Genomic DNA, 17,380 nt, shown 5'->3' with positions numbered 1-17,380 from the left:
TTCTCTTCAACCGACCGGGTAGTCTGTGAAGTGATTCACATCCGCCGTGTCGATGGAGGCGCATTATAGGGAGCCGCCGAGGAATGACAAGCGGAAAAATGCATTTTTATTTCAACCGCTCACCTTTTCACCAAAACGTCTATTTTTGGTGCTTTTTAATCTCTTTTGGCAGATCTGCCAGACTAGTTATCACCCAGTCAGCTGCATTTTCTGCTTCTGGGGTGACTGGTTTACCGGTCCGCACTAATACTTTGGTTCCCACACCTGCCGCCGCCGCTGCCTGCATATCCTCCAGTTTATCGCCCACCATAAAAGACGCGGCCATATCAATGTGCAGGAATTCCTGTGCAGAGATAAACATGCCCGGGTGTGGCTTACGGCAATCACATGTCTGACGATACGCTTCTACTGTTCCCTGTGGATGATGCGGACAATAATAGATGCCATCAAGATCGACGCCACGATCGGCCAGAGACCAGTCCATCCATTCCGTCAGCGTCTCGAACTGCGCTTCGGTGAATTTACCCCGGGCGATACCGGACTGATTAGTTACCACCACCAGCGCATAGCCCATCTCTTTCAGCTGGCGCATGGCATCTATTACGCCCTCAATAAATTCGAACTCATCAATCTCATGGACGTAACCGTGATCCACATTAATTGTGCCGTCACGATCGAGAAAAATTGCGGGTACAGATTTTGCCACCGGTTTGCTCCTGAAAAAGGCTTGTTCAGCTAGTATCTCATGAATCGCAGCGCAATAAAGTGCTCATCGCACAGAGGTGGATTGATTTAGACGTCTGGATGCCTTAACATCCATTTTGTTTACGGTCATTCCCCGTATCTGGCAGAAGAAAATGCCACGGCTAACTTACATATGATAAAAATAATCTAATGATTAAACTTTCCAATATCACCAAAGTGTTCCAGCAGGGGAACCGAACCATTCAGGCGCTGAACAACGTCAGCCTGCATGTGCCTGCTGGTCAGATTTATGGCGTCATTGGCGCATCGGGTGCGGGTAAAAGTACGCTGATCCGGTGTGTTAACCTGCTTGAGCGCCCGACCCAGGGCAGCGTAGAAGTTGGCGGCCAGGAGCTTACCGCTCTCTCAGAAAAAGAACTCACCAAAGCGCGTCGCCAGATTGGCATGATTTTCCAGCACTTTAACCTGCTGGCCTCACGCACGGTTTTTGGAAACGTGGCGTTGCCGCTGGAGCTGGATAACACACCAAAAGAAGAGGTTACCCGACGCGTCACCGAACTGCTGGATCTGGTTGGGCTGGGTGATAAGCATGACAGCTACCCGGCCAACCTCTCAGGCGGGCAAAAGCAGCGTGTAGCAATCGCTCGCGCGCTGGCAAGCAACCCAAAAGTGCTGCTGTGTGATGAAGCCACCAGCGCGTTAGATCCGGCCACCACGCGTTCTATCCTGGAACTGCTGAAAGACATTAACCGTCGTCTGGGCCTGACTATCCTCCTTATTACGCACGAAATGGACGTGGTGAAGCGTATCTGTGACTGCGTCGCCGTCATCAGCAACGGTGAGCTGATTGAGCAGGACACGGTCAGCGAAGTCTTCTCGCACCCGAAAACGCCTCTGGCTCAGCAGTTCATTCAGTCCACACTGCATCTGGATATTCCGGAAGATTATCTGGAACGTTTAAAAGCAGACGCAACGCCTGACAGCGTCCCGATGCTGCGCATGGAGTTCACGGGCCAGTCCGTTGACGCACCGCTGCTGTCCGAAACCGCGCGTCGCTTTAACGTGAATAACAACATTATTAGCGCGCAGATGGACTACGCCGGTGGCGTGAAGTTCGGCATTATGCTGACGGAAATGCACGGCACACAGGAAGAAACCCAGGCGGCAATTGCCTGGCTGCAAGAACATCACGTAAAAGTAGAGGTGCTGGGTTATGTCTGAGCCGATGATGTGGCTACTGGTTCGCGGCGTTTGGGAAACGCTGGCAATGACCTTCGTATCGGGCTTTTTTGGTTTTGTGATTGGGCTGCCGGTCGGCGTACTGCTGTACGTCACGCGCCCGGGTCAAATTATTGAAAACGCGAAGCTGTATCGCACGCTCTCTGCGCTGGTGAACATTTTCCGTTCTATACCGTTTATTATCCTGCTGGTGTGGATGATTCCGTTTACACGCGTTATTGTCGGGACGTCGATTGGTTTGCAGGCGGCAATTGTCCCGCTAACCGTAGGCGCCGCGCCGTTTATCGCCCGTATGGTGGAAAACGCCCTGCTGGAAATCCCAACAGGCCTGATTGAAGCTTCCCGCGCTATGGGTGCGACGCCAATGCAGATCGTTCGCAAAGTTCTGCTGCCTGAGGCGCTGCCTGGGCTGGTGAATGCAGCAACCATCACGCTTATCACCCTGGTCGGTTATTCCGCGATGGGCGGCGCCGTGGGTGCTGGCGGTTTAGGACAGATTGGATATCAGTACGGCTATATTGGCTATAACGCTACCGTAATGAATACCGTTCTGGTATTGCTGGTTGTGCTGGTTTACTTAATCCAATTCTCTGGCGATCGTATCGTCCGGGCTGTTACGCATAAATAACGTTACAAACAACACAAACTCGACGAGTTAAGGATATAACATGGCGTTTAAATTTAAGACCTTTGCAGCAGTAGGCGCACTGATTGGTTCGCTGGCACTGGTGGGTTGCGGTCAGGACGAAAAAGATCCGAACCACATCAAGGTAGGCGTTATCGTCGGTGCAGAGCAGCAGGTTGCTGAGGCCGCGCAGAAAATCGCGAAAGAAAAATATGGCCTGGACGTTGAGCTGGTGACCTTCAATGATTACGTTCTGCCAAACGAAGCGCTGAGCAAAGGCGACATTGACGCTAACGCCTTCCAGCATAAACCGTACCTGGATCAACAGATCAAAGATCGCGGCTACAAGCTGGTTGCTGTCGGTAACACCTTCGTTTACCCGATTGCCGGTTATTCCAAGAAAATTAAATCTCTGGATGAACTCCAGCCGGGTTCACAGGTTGCCGTCCCTAACGACCCAACCAACCTTGGCCGTTCGCTGCTTCTGCTCCAGAAAGTGGGCCTGATTAAACTGAAAGAAGGTGTTGGCCTGTTGCCGACCGTTCTGGACGTGACCGAAAACCCGAAAAATCTGAAAATTGTTGAGCTGGAAGCCCCTCAGCTGCCACGTTCTCTGGACGATGCACAGATCGCGCTGGCCGTTATCAACACCACTTACGCCAGCCAGATCGGTTTGACCCCTGCGAAAGATGGCATCTTTGTTGAAGATAAAGATTCCCCGTACGTCAACCTGATCGTGACTCGCGAAGACAACAAAGACGCGGAGAATGTGAAGAAATTCCTGCAGGCATATCAGTCTGAAGAAGTTTACCAGGAAGCCAATAAGGTGTTTAACGGCGGCGCGGTTAAAGGCTGGTAATCTCACCTCAGTGTAATATCATCAAGACGGGCATTTGCCCGTCTTGTCATTTGTGCGGTCAACTGCTTCAATATCTGACGTTTTGATTATCCACTGAGGAACTATTATGCGTGCTTTACCGATCTGTCTTTTAGCACTGATGCTGAGCGGCTGTTCTATGCTAAGCAGATCTCCTGTTGAACCCGTTCAAAGCACTGCAACCCCGCCAAAAGCGGAGCCAGCAAAACCGAAAGCGCCTCGCGCTGCGCCGGTACGTATTATTACTAAAGCCGACGAGCTGGTCGGTAAGCCATTCCGTGAACTGGGCGAAGTGAGCGGCGAATCCTGCCAGGCAACGAATCAGGACTCCCCTCCAAATATCCCAACAGCCCGCAAGCGTATGCAAATCAACGCGTCGAAAATGAAAGCCAACGCGGTGCTGCTGCACAGTTGCGAGGTCACCAGTGGTACGCCGGGCTGCTACCGTCAGGCGGTATGTATCGGTTCTGCGCTTAACATCACGGCGAAATGAGTTCATTTCAGTTCGAGCCGATAGGCGTTATCCGCTCCCCTTATAAAGAAAAGTTCGCCGTGCCGCGTCAGCCGGGACTGGTCCTTAACGGCGGCGGCGAGCTGCATCTTGTCGCGCCGTATAATCAGGCCGATGCAGTGCGCGGGCTTGAGGCATTCAGCCATTTATGGGTGGTGTTTGTGTTTCACCAGACCATGGAAGGCGGCTGGCGTCCTACCGTGCGTCCTCCTCGTCTGGGCGGAAATGCCAGAATGGGAGTTTTTGCCACCCGCTCAACGTTCCGACCGAATCCAGTCGGGATGTCGCTGGTCGAACTGAAAGGGATACGCTGTCAGAAAGATCGGGTGATACTGGAGTTAGGTAGCCTTGACCTGGTTGATGGTACGCCGGTCATCGATATTAAACCTTACCTGCCCTTCGCCGAAGCGCTGCCGGATGCCCGTGCAAGCTATGCTCAGGACGCCCCACAGGCAGAGATGCCGGTTTACTTCACATCTGAAATAACGACGCAAATCAGCCAGCTGGAAAAGCGCTATCCTCGTCTGCGTGACTTTATCGTCGAAGTCCTGGCGCAGGACCCTCGTCCCGCCTACCGCAAAGAGGAAGACGCAGGAAAAACGTACGCCGTCTGGCTGCTGGACTTTAACGTGCGCTGGCGCGTAACTGATGCAGGTTTTGAAGTGTTTGCCCTGGAACCCAGGTAATTTTGTTCTCCTCTCTTTTGGCATCTTTGCCACACTGGTAAACTAAACCACTTTTTTTGTGTCAGGCTGGTGTTTCAGCCTGTTCCAATCGTCGAAATGGAACCGTAACAACATGCGTACTAGCCAATATCTGCTCTCCACTCTGAAGGAGACACCTGCCGACGCCGAGGTGATCAGCCACCAGCTGATGCTGCGCGCCGGGATGATCCGCAAGCTGGCCTCCGGGTTATACACCTGGCTGCCGACCGGCGTGCGCGTCCTGAAAAAAGTCGAAAACATCGTGCGTGAAGAGATGAACAACGCCGGTGCTATCGAGGTGTTAATGCCGGTCGTTCAGCCTTCTGAACTGTGGCAGGAGAGCGGTCGCTGGGAGCAGTACGGTCCTGAACTGCTGCGTATTGCCGATCGTGGCGATCGTCCATTCGTCCTCGGCCCAACGCATGAAGAAGTGATCACCGATCTGATCCGTAACGAGCTGAGCTCTTACAAACAGCTGCCGCTGAACTTCTTCCAGATCCAAACCAAGTTCCGTGACGAAGTGCGCCCACGCTTTGGCGTTATGCGCTCTCGCGAATTCCTGATGAAAGATGCCTACTCTTTCCATACTTCTCAGGAATCACTGCAAGAGACCTACGACAAAATGTACGTGGCCTACAGCAAAATCTTCTCCCGCATGGGGCTGGATTTCCGTGCTGTACAGGCTGATACCGGTTCAATCGGCGGTAGCGCCTCTCATGAATTCCAGGTTCTGGCGCAGAGCGGCGAAGACGATGTAATTTTCTCTGACTCCTCTGATTACGCCGCCAACATTGAGTTCGCAGAAGCGCTGGCACCAAAAGAACCACGCGGCGCGGCAACGCAAGAGATGACGCTGGTTGATACGCCAAACGCGAAAACCATCGCTGAGCTGGTTGAACAGTTTAATCTGCCGATCGAAAAAACCGTGAAAACCCTGCTGGTGAAATCGGCTGAAGGCAGCGCTTACCCGCTGGTAGCCCTGCTGGTCCGTGGCGATCACGAGCTGAACGAAGTGAAAGCCGAGAAGCTGCCGCAGGTTGCCAGCCCGCTGACCTTCGCGACGGAAGCCGAAATCCGCGCCGTGGTGAACGCAGGCCCAGGTTCTCTGGGTCCGGTGAACATGCCTGTTCCTGTGGTGATTGACCGCACCGTTGCGGCAATGAGCGACTTCGCTGCGGGCGCAAACATCGACGGTAAACACTACTTCGGCATCAACTGGGATCGTGACGTGGCGACGCCGGAAGTGGCTGACATCCGTAACGTGGTCGCAGGCGATCCAAGCCCGGACGGCAAGGGTACCCTGATGATTAAACGCGGTATCGAAGTAGGCCACATCTTCCAGCTGGGCGATAAGTACTCGCGCGCAATGAACGCTGCCGTTCAGGGCGAAGATGGTCGTAACCAGGTTCTGACCATGGGCTGCTACGGCATTGGGGTAACGCGCGTTGTTGCGGCCGCTATCGAGCAGAACTATGACGAACGCGGAATCGTCTGGCCGGATAACATCGCGCCGTTCCAGGTGGCGATCCTGCCAATGAACATGCACAAGTCTTACCGCGTGCAGGAGCTGGCAGAGAAACTCTACGCTGAGCTGAGCGCGAAAGGTATCGACGTGCTGATGGATGACCGTAAAGAGCGTCCTGGCGTGATGTTTGCTGATATGGAACTGATCGGTATTCCACACACCGTCGTCATCGGCGACCGTAACCTCGACAGCGACGAGATTGAATACAAGTACCGTCGCAACGGCGAAAAACAGATGCTCAAGACGGGCGACATTCTTGATTACCTGGTGAAAGCCATCAAAGGCTAAGAAACAAAAAAACCCCGCCAGTGCGGGGTTTTTTAATGGCTATAACTTATTTGCTTTCGCAGTCTTTACCCGCAGCAAACTTCGCGTCTTTATCTGCCACCAGCGTTTTCACCAGCTCACCGCTATCGGGGTTTGGCTCCAGCGTAAAATGCCCTTCAACCGTCAGCAACACTGGTTTGCTGTCGTTACCGCGCGCGACGGCATAGTCACGCTCCAGCTGGGCATTGTTCGCCACGCTGACTTTCTTCCCGGTTGCACAGTCAGTGAAGATTGCCGCATCCGCCATGTAGAAATACATCCCTCGCATCGCCATTGGGGTTGCAGGCAGGGTCGCTTTTACCGGGGCCAGCGTATAGTTGAACTGGGATTCAATCGGATTGCCTTCGCGATCGAGCATCTCCATCCCCTCGCCTTTGGCGCGGAAATACGTTTTATCGCCCGTGGTATCAGTCAATACCAGCTTTTCAGCCGTACGCGCCCATGTTCCGTATGTTGCAAAAGAAGACGGCTCTTTCGCCCCCTGATAGCGCTGGTTCATCACCCAGGTGCCATCTTTTTGCAGGAACAGAGAGGTTTCGATGCCTTCACAATCTGCACATGGCAATACGCCGCGCCAGCTCTGCTGCATCGGCTTCAATTCTTCGTTTTGCGTTGGCTGTAGTACCTGTGTTTCTGAACGGTTGTTACAGCCAAAAAGCGCGAACAGGCTTGTCACGGCCAGCGCTGATAATAATGCTTTTTTCACAATACATTCCTTATGAAAAAGTGTGTCCCTTTCGTCACATTACGGGTGACGGACTTTGCCACGCAGTGACTTTACGGTGGATTTCTGCGCCTTCGATGACAACCGACGTTCTTTCGATGCCCGCGTTGGACGTGTTGCCCGGCGACTTTTTTGTACTGCCGTCAGCTCTTTTATGACCGCCGCCAGTCTGGAAAGTGCCGCTTCCCGGTTCATTTCCTGGCTGCGATATTCCTGCGCTTTAATCACAATCACACCTTCACTGGTGATCAGATGATGGCTGGCGGCAAGCAGACTTTCTTTATAATACTCTGGCAGGCTGGAGGCCCGGATGTCAAAGCGCAAATGGATAGCCGTTGAGGCCTTGTTAACGTGCTGCCCCCCTGCGCCCTGAGCACGGATGGCGGTGATCTCCAGCTCGTGATCAGGGATGCTGACGTTTCGGGACAACTCAATCATGATACGGGCTGCCAGGCCGTGAGATGAATTTCCAGATTATTCTGAGAATCGGAAAGCCAGATGGCGCCGTCCTGAATCGTTGCCTGAAGCGCCATTGTCCGGCTGGCGAACGCGCTCAGCTGTGCCAGTTGTTCATCATCCAGATACCAGACGGTAAGATTTTTGAACTGCGCACATTTATTTTTGTTTTGCTGCCACCAGATCTCCGCCGCGCGCTGGTTATAGGCAAACAACGCCACTTCAGCTGACTGGGTGCACGCCTTTTTGATCCGGCGTTCATCCGGCAGGCCAAGCTCAATCCATAAATCGATACCCAGATGATCGTTGCGCAGCCAGGCTTCCGGTTCATCTTCCGCGCTTAAACCACGGGTAAATTGCAGACGCTCGTCGGCATACTTAATCCACGCCAGCAGGCGCAGCATCATGCGCTCCTGGGTTTCAGAAGGGTGACGCGCCAGCGTCAATGACGCATCCAGAAACTGGTTACGGTCAAGATCCGCCACATTGACCACAGCTTTATAAATTGTCGCTTTCAGCGCCATGAGAGAACTCCTTTCGAATCAGGCGTACATTGTAGCGAAAACCGCAGCAAAAGGCTGTTACGAGGTGGTGGCACCCCGTTATCAAGGCGCTGATATTGCTTAAATGAGTATGGTATAGTCACCTTGCTAAACCGAGTTTAACTTCGTAGGCTTAATGATATCTCACAGTAAGTCAGTACGCTGGCAGGAGGTGATGTGAATAATTATTGTGAGTTGATTCGCAGACGGTATGCGGAAATTGCCAGCGGAGATCTGGGGTACATCCCGGATGCGTTGGGCTGTGTATTGAACGTGCTGAATGAAGTGGCCTCTGATGAGAGCCTTTCTGAATCGGTCAGGGAAAAAGCAGCGTATGCTGCGGCGAATTTACTGGTGAGCGATTATGTCGATGAATGATATCTATCAACCCATCAATTGTGATGACTATGACAACCTCGAACTCGCCTGCCAGCATCATTTAATACTGACGCTGGAGCTAAAAGATGGCGAAGTGCTAAAGGCAAAGGCCAGCGATCTGGTTTCCCGTAAAAATGTGGAATACCTGGTTGTGGAAGATGCAGGTGCAACGCGTGAGCTACGCCTCGACAAAATTGCCAGTTTCAGCCATCCGGAAATCGGCACCGTCGTGGTGAGCGAATCCTGATAACCAACGGGCAGCCAGGCTGCCCGTTACGCTTTCCATTCAAAATTGACACCCGCTTCAGCCCACCCTTCCTGGGTAATAAACACACCTGCCGCCGCGATGAGCGTGTCGCCGTAAAACAGAAGCGGCGTGGTATCACGTCGCCAGGGCGGAACGTTCTGTTCCTGCCAGATTTTCTTCAGTTTACGCCCGCCGTTACGCCCAACGATATGCAGCATGCCGCTGGCCCTGAAGCGTATGGTGACGTTCTCGTCCGGCTCAGGTAGACGCACATTGCCCGAATGGCTTAACGCAACGACACCGGCATTCAACGGTAGCGTTAGTGCTTTTTCCGGCGACGGCCAGTCGAGCACAACGTCAGCCAGCGACGGCACAGATTTCACCCACCAGAGTTGCTCTTTATAGCGCCTGACGTCATAACCATTCAGGTGTATACACGGTGCGGCATCTTCCCGCGCCTGTGCAACTTCTTCCCAGATACGGTTGAGCATCGCCCGGGACGGCATAACCGCACGGTGGGAAGCCAGCCAGCGACGAATCAGAGCAGCCCGACGCACGGGGCTCATCACTTTCAACGGCGCAATGTTCAGGGCACCGTCAGCGGTAGTCAGCGTATTCAGCTCCCCGCTCAGCAACTCATCCAGCAAGCTTTCCTGTTCAGCACAAAGCATGGCACTTCTGGCCACCGCTTCGGAAAAATGGGCCCAGCGCTCACTCAGCAGCGGTAAGACGCGCAGGCGCAGGAAGTTACGGTCGTAACTGTCGTCCTGATTGCTTTCGTCTTCAATCCAGCGCAGATGATGTTGCTGCGCCCAGGCTTCCAGTGATGCGCGCGTCTCACCCAGTAGCGGGCGGATGAGCTCTGTTTCAGCAAAACCAGCACGCTCAGGCATGGCGGATAAACCCGCAGGCCCGCTGCCCCGCTTGAGCGCCAGTAAAAACGTCTCGCACTGGTCGTCCAGATGCTGCGCGGTGACCAACGCTTCTCCAGGCTGTAACGCGCCGGAAAACGCGGCGTAGCGGGCTTTGCGCGCCTGCGCCTCAATACCCAGCCCTTCATCCTCAAGCGTGACGCGTTCAACGATTAGCGGGATCGCCCACCCTGAGCACACCGCTTCGCAGTGCGCTACCCAGTCGTCGGCATGGGGGCTTAAGCCGTGATGGATATGCATCGCCCGCAGCTGGACGTCAGGCTCACGGTCGCGCCAGAGCTTAAGACGGTGCAGCAAAACGGTGGAATCCAGGCCACCGCTGAACCCCACCAGCAGCTGGCGGTAGGGTGAAACGGCGTGCGCGATAGCGGGTAAGGTCATAGGAAATTACACATAAAAAATGCCCGAACTGAACGGGCATTATCACACATGACGGCGATTACTGCTGATAAAGCTCCAGCGGCAGACCGTCCGGATCGTTGAAAAAAGTGAAACGTTTATCGGTGAAGGGATCGATGCGAATTGCTTCACAGGCCACGCCGTGGGCTTCCAGATGCTTTACCGCGCTGTCCAGGTTATCGACGCTGAAGGCCAGGTGGCGCAGGCCGCAGGCTTCCGGGCGCGAAGGACGCGCTGGCGGGAAAGGAAAAGAGAACAGTTCAATCACATATTGTCCGTTTAACGCCAGATCGCCTTTCCAGGAATCGCGCTCCTCGCGGTAGGCCTCGCTCAACAGCGTAAAGCCGAGAATGTCGCAGTAAAAGGCCTTACTTTTCGCGTAATCGGTGGCAATGATCGCAATATGATGAACAGCTTGTAAACCCAGCATAGTTTCTCCTTTTTATGGTGCCCTGAACGTTACAACCGACAACCCGCCCCTGGCAAGCGGCCCCTTTTATTTTAGGACTCTCACCCAGTACACGCCGTTATCATCGCGTTTCGCACCGTGAATATCCGTCTCAAAGCCCGGATAGTGGCGCCCTATCGAACAGAGCATCAGCAGGAAATCGAGCACCGCCCGGCTCTCCTCGGTGATCATCTCGCCCGGCATCAGCAGCGGTACGCCCGGCGGATAAGGCAGGATCATGTTGGCTGATACCCGCCCGACCAGGTTCTCCAGCTCAATGGTTTCAACCTCCCCTTTCACCTGGCGTTGCCACGCCCTGTGCGGCGTGAGCTTCATTTCAGGCAGAACATCAAATGCCTGCAGCATCAGGCGCGGCAGATCGTGCTGGCGGATCAGCCTGTGGATCCCCTGGGCCAGATCCTGAATACGCATATTGCGGTAGAAGTCAGGATCTTCCGCGTAGAGATCCGGCAGCATATTCTTCACCCGCAGGTTAAGATCGTATGCGCGCTTAAACTCCATAAGCCCGCGCAGCAGGCCCATCGCGCGGGTTTTATCGATCCCGATACTGAACAGGAACAGCAAATTATAGGGGCCGGTTTTCTCCACCACCACGCCGCGCTCATCAAGGAACTTCGCCACCAGCGCAGCCGGGATCCCTTCCTCACCCATCACACCCTGCTCATTCATGCCCGGCGTCAGGATCGTCACCTTAACCGGATCAAGGAACATGTGGTCTGCATCAGCATCCCGAAAACCGTGCCAGCTCTCCCCCGGCGCGACGGGCCAGCATTCTGCCTCATCAATCTCTTCCGGCTGCCAGATATCAAAGAACCAGCCGTCCGCTTCATCTTTAAGTCGCTGAACCTCTTTTCGGAAATGCAGCGCCCGCTCCACCGAACGATTAATAAGGCGTTTCCCGGGATTGCCGCGCAGCATCGCCGCCGCCGTTTCGATGGACGCCACCAGCGGGTAGCTGGGCGACGTGGTCGTGTGCATCATGAAGGCTTCGTTGAAGGTGTCCTCGTCGTACTCACCCTTGATGTGAATGAGAGACGCCTGGGAAAACGCGGCCAGCATTTTGTGCGTCGACTGCGTCTCGAAGAACACCTTACCCGGCACCCGCTCGCCGCTCATCCCACTTTTACCCGAGTAAATCGGGTGGAAATTGGTGTAAGGCACCCACGCGGAGTCAAAGTGAATCGACGGCACGTCCAGCGTCTGCTTGATCCAGTTCGTGTTGTAAAGCAGCCCGTCATAGGTGGAGTTGGTGATCACCGCATGCACAGGCCAGCTTGCCTCGGGGATCGCCGCGATCTTATTTTCAATGGCTTCATGCGCGAACTCACGGCGAGGAATGCCGCCGAGGATCCCCAGCGCATTACGCGTGGGAGACAGCCAGAGCGGCACGACGTCACTCATCATCAGCAAATGCGCCAGTGATTTATGGCAGTTTCGGTCAATCAGCAACGTGCTACCGGCAGGCGCGGCGTACATGCCGACGATCTTGTTCGACGTTGAGGTTCCGTTGGTCACCATGTAGCTCTGCTCGGCACCAAAGGTCCGGGCGATGTACTCTTCGGCTTCCAGATGCGGGCCGGTATGATCCAGCAGCGAGCCCAGCTTGGTCACCGAAATCGACACGTCCGCCTTCAGCGTGTTACCGCCAAAGAAATCATAGAACAGGCATCCCACCGGGCTTTTTTGATAGGCCGTTCCCGCCATGTGGCCTGGCGTACAGAAGGTGTACTTCCCTTCATTCACATAGGTGAACAGCGCACGCGTAAACGGCGGGGTGATGTTATCCAGATATTCGCCGGTGTACTGCTGAATGCGGGTCGCAATGTCCTCGGCAACGCCGAGTGAGTATTCGAAGAACCACAGCGCCATACGCATATCGTGGGCGCTGACGTCCATGGTCGAGTGAGTGTTGATAAAGGCGTACAGCGGAAGATATTCGTTGAGCTTATTGATCTCGCTGCACAACTCCATGTCGTATTCGTCCCAGTCGAATATCACGCCACAGATGCGCGGATTGTGTTCGATGAATTTCAGCAGGTCGGCGCTGTTTTGCGGCCAGATTAGCTGATATCCGCGTGCTTTAAGGGCCTGCTCAAGCTCCTTGATGGGTTCGTCTTTATAAAAGACACCGTGTGGCCCCATGATGGCAATGATGTTCATGGTTTACCTCCTTGAAAAACATCAGATAAGCATAGTTAAGGTAAACGGCAGGTATAAAAAAAGCCGCAACAATGTGCGGCTTTTAGGATAATTGTGAGGCTTACGCGTAACCGTAGGTCATCAGACGCTGATAACGACGGTTGAGCAGATCTTCTGTGCTCAGCACGTCCAGATCCGCCAGATCTGCCAGCAGCTGCGCTTTCAGGGAAGCAGCCATCACTTCCGGCTTACGGTGCGCGCCACCCAGCGGTTCAGGGATAACGGTGTCGATCAGCTTCAGCTCTTTCAGACGTGGGGCAATGATGCCCATCGCTTCCGCAGCCAGCGGCGCTTTATCGGCACTTTTCCACAGAATGGAGGCACAGCCTTCCGGAGAGATAACGGAATAGGTGCTGTACTGCAGCATATTCACTTTATCGCCCACGCCAATTGCCAGCGCACCGCCGGAACCACCTTCACCGATAACGGTACAGATGACCGGCACTTTCAGGCGAGACATCTCACGCAGGTTGCGTGCGATGGCTTCAGACTGACCGCGCTCTTCTGCGCCAACACCCGGGTAAGCACCCGGTGTGTCGATGAAGGTGATGATTGGCATATTGAAACGCTCAGCCATCTCCATCAGACGCAGGGCCTTACGGTAGCCTTCTGGTGCTGGCATACCGAAGTTACGACGGATCTTCTCTTTGGTTTCACGGCCTTTCTGGTGACCAATGATCATCACCGGACGTCCATCAAGACGCGCGATACCGCCGACGATAGCTTTATCGTCAGCGTATGCGCGGTCGCCTGCCAGTTCGTCAAATTCGTCAAACGCCAGGCGGACATAATCCAGGGTGTACGGACGCTGTGGATGACGCGCCAGCTGGGCGATCTGCCATGCGCCGAGATCGGCAAAGATTTTGCGCGTCAGTTCTACGCTTTTTTCACGCAGACGATGCACTTCTTCGTCGATGTTAATATCCAGTTTTTCATCCTGACGGCTTACGGCTGTCAGAGAATCGATTTTCGCTTCCAGCTCTGCAATCGGCTGTTCGAAATCAAGGAAATTCAGACTCATAGTATTCCTGTATTAGTCAAACTCCAGTTCCACCTGCTCCGAACCAATGAGGCCACGGAGATCGTTCAGTAAACGATCGCACGGAGAGACACGCCACGTTGCACCAAAGCGCAACCGCGCACGTGCATCCGCCCTCTGATAGTAGAGATGTACTGGAATGGTCCCCGAGCGGTGGGGTTCCAGAGACTGACGGAGTCGGTTTAAAAGCTGGTCATCAATTTGCCTGTCCGTCAGCGAGATAGCAAGCCCGCGAGCATATTTTTCCCGGGCTTCGTCAATGTCCATCACTTCGCGGGCGGTCATTTTAAGCCCCCCGCTGAAGTCATCAAAGCTGACCTGTCCGCTGACGATAAGTATGCGGTCTTTTTCCAGCAATTGCTGGTATTTATCCAGCGCGTCGGTGAACAACATCACCTCCAGACGCCCGGAACGGTCATCCAGGGTACAGATGCCGATACGATTGCCGCGCTTGGTGACCATTACCCTTGCAGCAATCACGAGCCCCGCAGCCGTGGTGATTTTACCACGTTCTGTCGGATGCATGTCTTTAAGCCTGTGGCCGCCGACATAGCGCTCAATTTCTTTCAGATACTGGTTGATCGGGTGTCCCGTCAGGTACAGGCCTAACGTCTCACGCTCCCCATCCAGCACCACCTGTTCTGGCCAGGGCTGGCAGTTGGAATACGACTGCTCGATCTGCTCTGGCTCTTCCGCCAGCACGCCGAACATATCCGCCTGGCCAATGGCTTCCGCTTTAGCATGCTGATCGGCCGCTTTCAGCGCATCGCCGAGCGAGTTCATCAGCGCGGCGCGGTGTGGCCCCAGCCGGTCAAACGCACCGGACATGATCAGTTTTTCCAGCACGCGGCGGTTCAGCTTTTTGGTATCGGTGCGGGCGCACAGGTCGAACAGCTCGCGGAAATAGCCGCCGTTGTTACGCGCTTCGATGATCGCCTCGATCGGCCCCTCACCCACGCCCTTGATCGCGCCGATCCCATAGACGATTTCCCCGTCATCGTTGACGTGGAAATGGTACAGGCCAGAGTTAATATCCGGCGGCAGGATCTTCAGCCCCATGCGCCAGCACTCGTCCACCAGGCCAACCACCTTTTCGGTGTTGTCCATATCGGCGGTCATTACCGCCGCCATAAACTCAGCGGGATAGTGGGCCTTGAGCCACAGCGTTTGATACGACACCAAAGCATAAGCGGCGGAGTGGGATTTGTTAAATCCGTACCCGGCGAATTTCTCCACCAGGTCGAAGATTTTCATCGCCAGTTCGCCATCGACGCCGTTTTTCTTCGCCCCATCTTCAAAGATAGAACGCTGCTTGGCCATCTCTTCCGGCTTTTTCTTACCCATCGCACGACGCAACATATCTGCGCCGCCAAGGGTGTAACCAGAAAGCACCTGGGCGATCTGCATGACCTGTTCCTGATACAGGATGATGCCGTAGGTTGGCTCCAGTACCGGCTTCAGGCTTTCATGCTGCCACTGCACATCCGGATAGGAAATCTCTTCGCGCCCGTGCTTACGGTCGATAAAGTTATCTACCATCCCCGACTGCAACGGGCCCGGACGGAACAGAGCCACCAGCGCGATCATATCTTCGAAGCAGTCTGGTTGCAGACGCTTAATCAAATCTTTCATGCCGCGGGATTCAAGCTGGAAGACGGCTGTCGTCTCGGAGCGTTGCAGCATGTCGAAACTTTTCTTGTCATCAAGCGGGATAGCCGCGATATCCAGCGGCGGCTCGCCGTTCTTCTCACGGCGGGCGTTGATCATCTCCAGCGCCCAGTTGATGATGGTCAGCGTACGCAAACCAAGGAAGTCGAACTTCACCAGCCCGGCGTATTCAACGTCGTTCTTGTCGAACTGGGTGACCGGATGCTGGCCCGCTTCATCGCAGTACAGCGGCGCGAAGTCAGTGATTTTGGTCGGGGCGATAACCACGCCCCCCGCATGCTTACCGGCGTTACGCGTGACGCCCTCCAGCTTGCGCGCCATGTCGATCAGCGCTTTCACCTCTTCGTCGGCTTCGTAGATTTCCGGCAGCTGAGGTTCAGCTTCAAAGGCTTTCGCCAGGGTCATGCCCGGATCGGGCGGCACCAGCTTAGAGATTCGATCGACAAAACCGTAGGGGTGGCCCAGAACGCGGCCCACATCGCGGATAACCGCTTTCGCCGCCATCGTACCGAAGGTAATGATCTGTGAAACCGCATCACGACCGTACATATCGGCCACGTGCTCAATCACCTGGTCGCGTTTTTCCATGCAGAAGTCGACGTCGAAGTCGGGCATGGAGACACGTTCCGGGTTAAGGAAACGTTCGAACAGCAGGTCGAATTCCAGCGGATCGAGGTCGGTGATTTTCAGCGCATACGCCACCAGCGAGCCGGCACCTGAACCACGGCCCGGGCCAACCGGTACGCCGTTATCCTTCGACCACTGGATGAACTCCATTACGATCAGGAAGTAGCCAGGGAACCCCATCTGGTTGATCACCTGGAGTTCAATATCCAGACGCTCGTCATATTCAGGACGCTTCTCTTTACGGACCGCTTCATCCGGGAAGAGGAATTCCAGACGCTCTTCAAGGCCCTCTTTCGATTTCATGACCAGGAAATCTTCCGTGGTCATGTCGCCCGTCGGGAACTGCGGCAGGAAATATTCGCCGAGACGCACGGTGACGTTGCAGCGCTTGGCAATCTCTACGCTGTTTTCCAGCGCTTCCGGGATGTCGGAGAAGAGCTCACACATTTCCTCTTCGCTGCGCATGTACTGCTGCGATGAGTAGTTGCGAGGACGTTTCGGATCGTCGAGGGTGAAGCCGTCGTGGATAGCGACGCGAATTTCATGTGCGTCAAAATCGCCCGGCTCAAGGAAGCGCACATCGTTGGTGGCTACCACAGGCAGGCCACGCGCTTCCGCCAGGGCGACGGCCGCATGCAGATAGCTCTCTTCATCCGCACGCCCGGTACGGATTAGCTCCAGGTAATAGCGATCCGGGAAATACTCTTCGTAGAACGAGACGCACTGATCCACCAGCACGTTGTTCCCGCGCAGCAGACATTTGCCGACATCCCCCATACGGCCACCGGAGATCAGCAGCAGACCTTCGTTCAGCTCCGCCAGCCAGTCGCGGTCAATCCATGGACCCAGCGCGCCGTAGCCGCGCTGGTAGGCTTTTGAGATGAGCAGAGTGAGGTTCTGATAGCCCGTGTTATTCATGGCTAACACGGAAATTTGCGTCATCTCATCGCCGAGCAGGTCGCTCTGCACGTGGAAATCCGCGCCGACGATGGGCTTTAATCCTGCGCCATGCGCCGTTCCGTAGAACTTCACCAGGCCACACAGGTTGGTAAAATCGGTGATCGCCAGCGCAGGCATGCCAAGCGAGGCCGCCTTCTTTACCAGCGGCCCGGTCTTTGCCAGCCCATCGATCATGGAGTAGTCGCTATGCACCCGCAGGTGTACGAAACGTGGTTCAGCCATCTTCA

General features: G+C 54.8%; 17 protein-coding genes. 8 read left to right on the top strand and 9 right to left on the bottom strand.

The genetic code is table 11. The features are described from left to right. Positions 1–139: 139 nt before the first annotated feature. Complete coding sequence (gene gmhB, locus IPZ49_RS20510; RefSeq protein ID WP_022647122.1) at positions 140–706, bottom strand: D-glycero-beta-D-manno-heptose 1,7-bisphosphate 7-phosphatase; 567 nt, start codon at positions 704–706, stop codon at positions 140–142. A 188-nt stretch (positions 707–894) separates the two neighbouring features. Between gmhB and metN the strand changes: the two genes are divergently transcribed. The 6 genes from metN (at position 895) to proS (ending at position 6,474) form a co-directional block, all read left to right on the top strand. Next, positions 895–1,926: a methionine ABC transporter ATP-binding protein MetN gene (gene metN / locus IPZ49_RS20505; protein WP_023299376.1), complete on the top strand. Its 1,032-nt coding sequence runs from the start codon at positions 895–897 to the stop codon at positions 1,924–1,926. Then, the gene (locus IPZ49_RS20500) at positions 1,919–2,572 is read left to right on the top strand and encodes a methionine ABC transporter permease MetI (RefSeq protein ID WP_003856130.1); all 654 of its coding nucleotides are present in this window, start codon (positions 1,919–1,921) and stop codon (positions 2,570–2,572) included. Before metN ends, IPZ49_RS20500 begins: the two co-directional genes overlap by 8 nt. 40 nt (positions 2,573–2,612) lie before the next feature. Next, positions 2,613–3,428, top strand: coding sequence for a methionine ABC transporter substrate-binding lipoprotein MetQ (gene metQ, locus IPZ49_RS20495; RefSeq protein WP_006810023.1), 816 nt, complete (start codon positions 2,613–2,615; stop codon positions 3,426–3,428). Positions 3,429–3,534: 106 nt separating this feature from the next. Further along, positions 3,535–3,939 (top strand): Rcs stress response system protein RcsF, encoded by a 405-nt coding sequence (gene rcsF, locus IPZ49_RS20490; protein ID WP_003856133.1) that lies wholly within the window; start codon positions 3,535–3,537, stop codon positions 3,937–3,939. Next, a complete protein-coding gene (gene tsaA / locus IPZ49_RS20485) occupies positions 3,936–4,643 on the top strand; it encodes a tRNA (N6-threonylcarbamoyladenosine(37)-N6)-methyltransferase TrmO (RefSeq protein WP_023299375.1) in 708 nt (235 codons plus the stop codon). Before rcsF ends, tsaA begins: the two co-directional genes overlap by 4 nt. A gap of 112 nt (positions 4,644–4,755) precedes the next feature. Then, entirely contained in the window at positions 4,756–6,474 is a 1,719-nt protein-coding gene (gene proS, locus IPZ49_RS20480; RefSeq protein WP_063146446.1) for a proline--tRNA ligase, read from the top strand. Between the two features lie 46 nt (positions 6,475–6,520). Here the strand turns inward: proS and nlpE are convergent, their stop codons facing one another. From nlpE to IPZ49_RS20465, 3 genes are read right to left on the bottom strand one after another with little or no spacing between them, the layout of a single operon-like run. Further along, positions 6,521–7,219 carry an envelope stress response activation lipoprotein NlpE gene (gene nlpE / locus IPZ49_RS20475; protein WP_006810026.1) on the bottom strand — a complete coding sequence of 233 codons (699 nt, stop codon included), beginning with the start codon at positions 7,217–7,219 and terminating at the stop codon, positions 6,521–6,523. 39 nt (positions 7,220–7,258) lie between these two features. Further along, positions 7,259–7,675, bottom strand: coding sequence for an alternative ribosome rescue aminoacyl-tRNA hydrolase ArfB (gene arfB, locus IPZ49_RS20470; protein WP_022647119.1), 417 nt, complete (start codon positions 7,673–7,675; stop codon positions 7,259–7,261). Next, a complete protein-coding gene (locus IPZ49_RS20465) occupies positions 7,672–8,217 on the bottom strand; it encodes a YaeQ family protein (protein ID WP_022647118.1) in 546 nt (181 codons plus the stop codon). Before IPZ49_RS20465 ends, arfB begins: the two co-directional genes overlap by 4 nt. A gap of 195 nt (positions 8,218–8,412) precedes the next feature. On the opposite strand from IPZ49_RS20465, the gene IPZ49_RS20460 reads away from it, so the two are divergent. Together IPZ49_RS20460 and rof are read left to right on the top strand one after the other, a co-directional pair. Further along, entirely contained in the window at positions 8,413–8,613 is a 201-nt protein-coding gene (locus IPZ49_RS20460; RefSeq protein WP_003856146.1) for a YaeP family protein, read from the top strand. Then, positions 8,600–8,860 (top strand): Rho-binding antiterminator, encoded by a 261-nt coding sequence (gene rof, locus IPZ49_RS20455; protein ID WP_023305471.1) that lies wholly within the window; start codon positions 8,600–8,602, stop codon positions 8,858–8,860. The genes IPZ49_RS20460 and rof overlap by 14 nt, the downstream gene beginning before the upstream one ends. Before the next feature lie 26 nt (positions 8,861–8,886). On the opposite strand, the gene tilS is transcribed toward rof, so the two are convergent. The 5 genes from tilS to dnaE form a co-directional block, all read right to left on the bottom strand. Further along, on the bottom strand, positions 8,887–10,173 hold the full coding sequence (gene tilS / locus IPZ49_RS20450) for a tRNA lysidine(34) synthetase TilS (protein WP_058677791.1): 1,287 nt from the start codon (positions 10,171–10,173) through the stop codon (positions 8,887–8,889). Positions 10,174–10,231: 58 nt separating this feature from the next. Then, positions 10,232–10,621 (bottom strand): VOC family protein, encoded by a 390-nt coding sequence (locus IPZ49_RS20445; RefSeq protein WP_063146445.1) that lies wholly within the window; start codon positions 10,619–10,621, stop codon positions 10,232–10,234. A 66-nt stretch (positions 10,622–10,687) separates the two neighbouring features. Then, positions 10,688–12,820, bottom strand: a complete 2,133-nt coding sequence (locus IPZ49_RS20440) for a lysine decarboxylase LdcC (protein ID WP_063146444.1) — start codon at positions 12,818–12,820, stop codon at positions 10,688–10,690. A 100-nt stretch (positions 12,821–12,920) separates the two neighbouring features. Then, entirely contained in the window at positions 12,921–13,880 is a 960-nt protein-coding gene (gene accA, locus IPZ49_RS20435; protein ID WP_003856154.1) for an acetyl-CoA carboxylase carboxyl transferase subunit alpha, read from the bottom strand. A gap of 12 nt (positions 13,881–13,892) precedes the next feature. After that, the gene (gene dnaE, locus IPZ49_RS20430) at positions 13,893–17,375 is read right to left on the bottom strand and encodes a DNA polymerase III subunit alpha (RefSeq protein ID WP_063146443.1); all 3,483 of its coding nucleotides are present in this window, start codon (positions 17,373–17,375) and stop codon (positions 13,893–13,895) included. Positions 17,376–17,380: the final 5 nt, after the last annotated feature.

This window comes from Enterobacter cloacae complex sp. S2 (assembly GCF_015159675.1).
Taxonomy (GTDB): Bacteria; Pseudomonadota; Gammaproteobacteria; order Enterobacterales; family Enterobacteriaceae; genus Enterobacter; species Enterobacter intestinihominis.
This window is presented reverse-complemented; position numbering and strand designations above follow the sequence as displayed.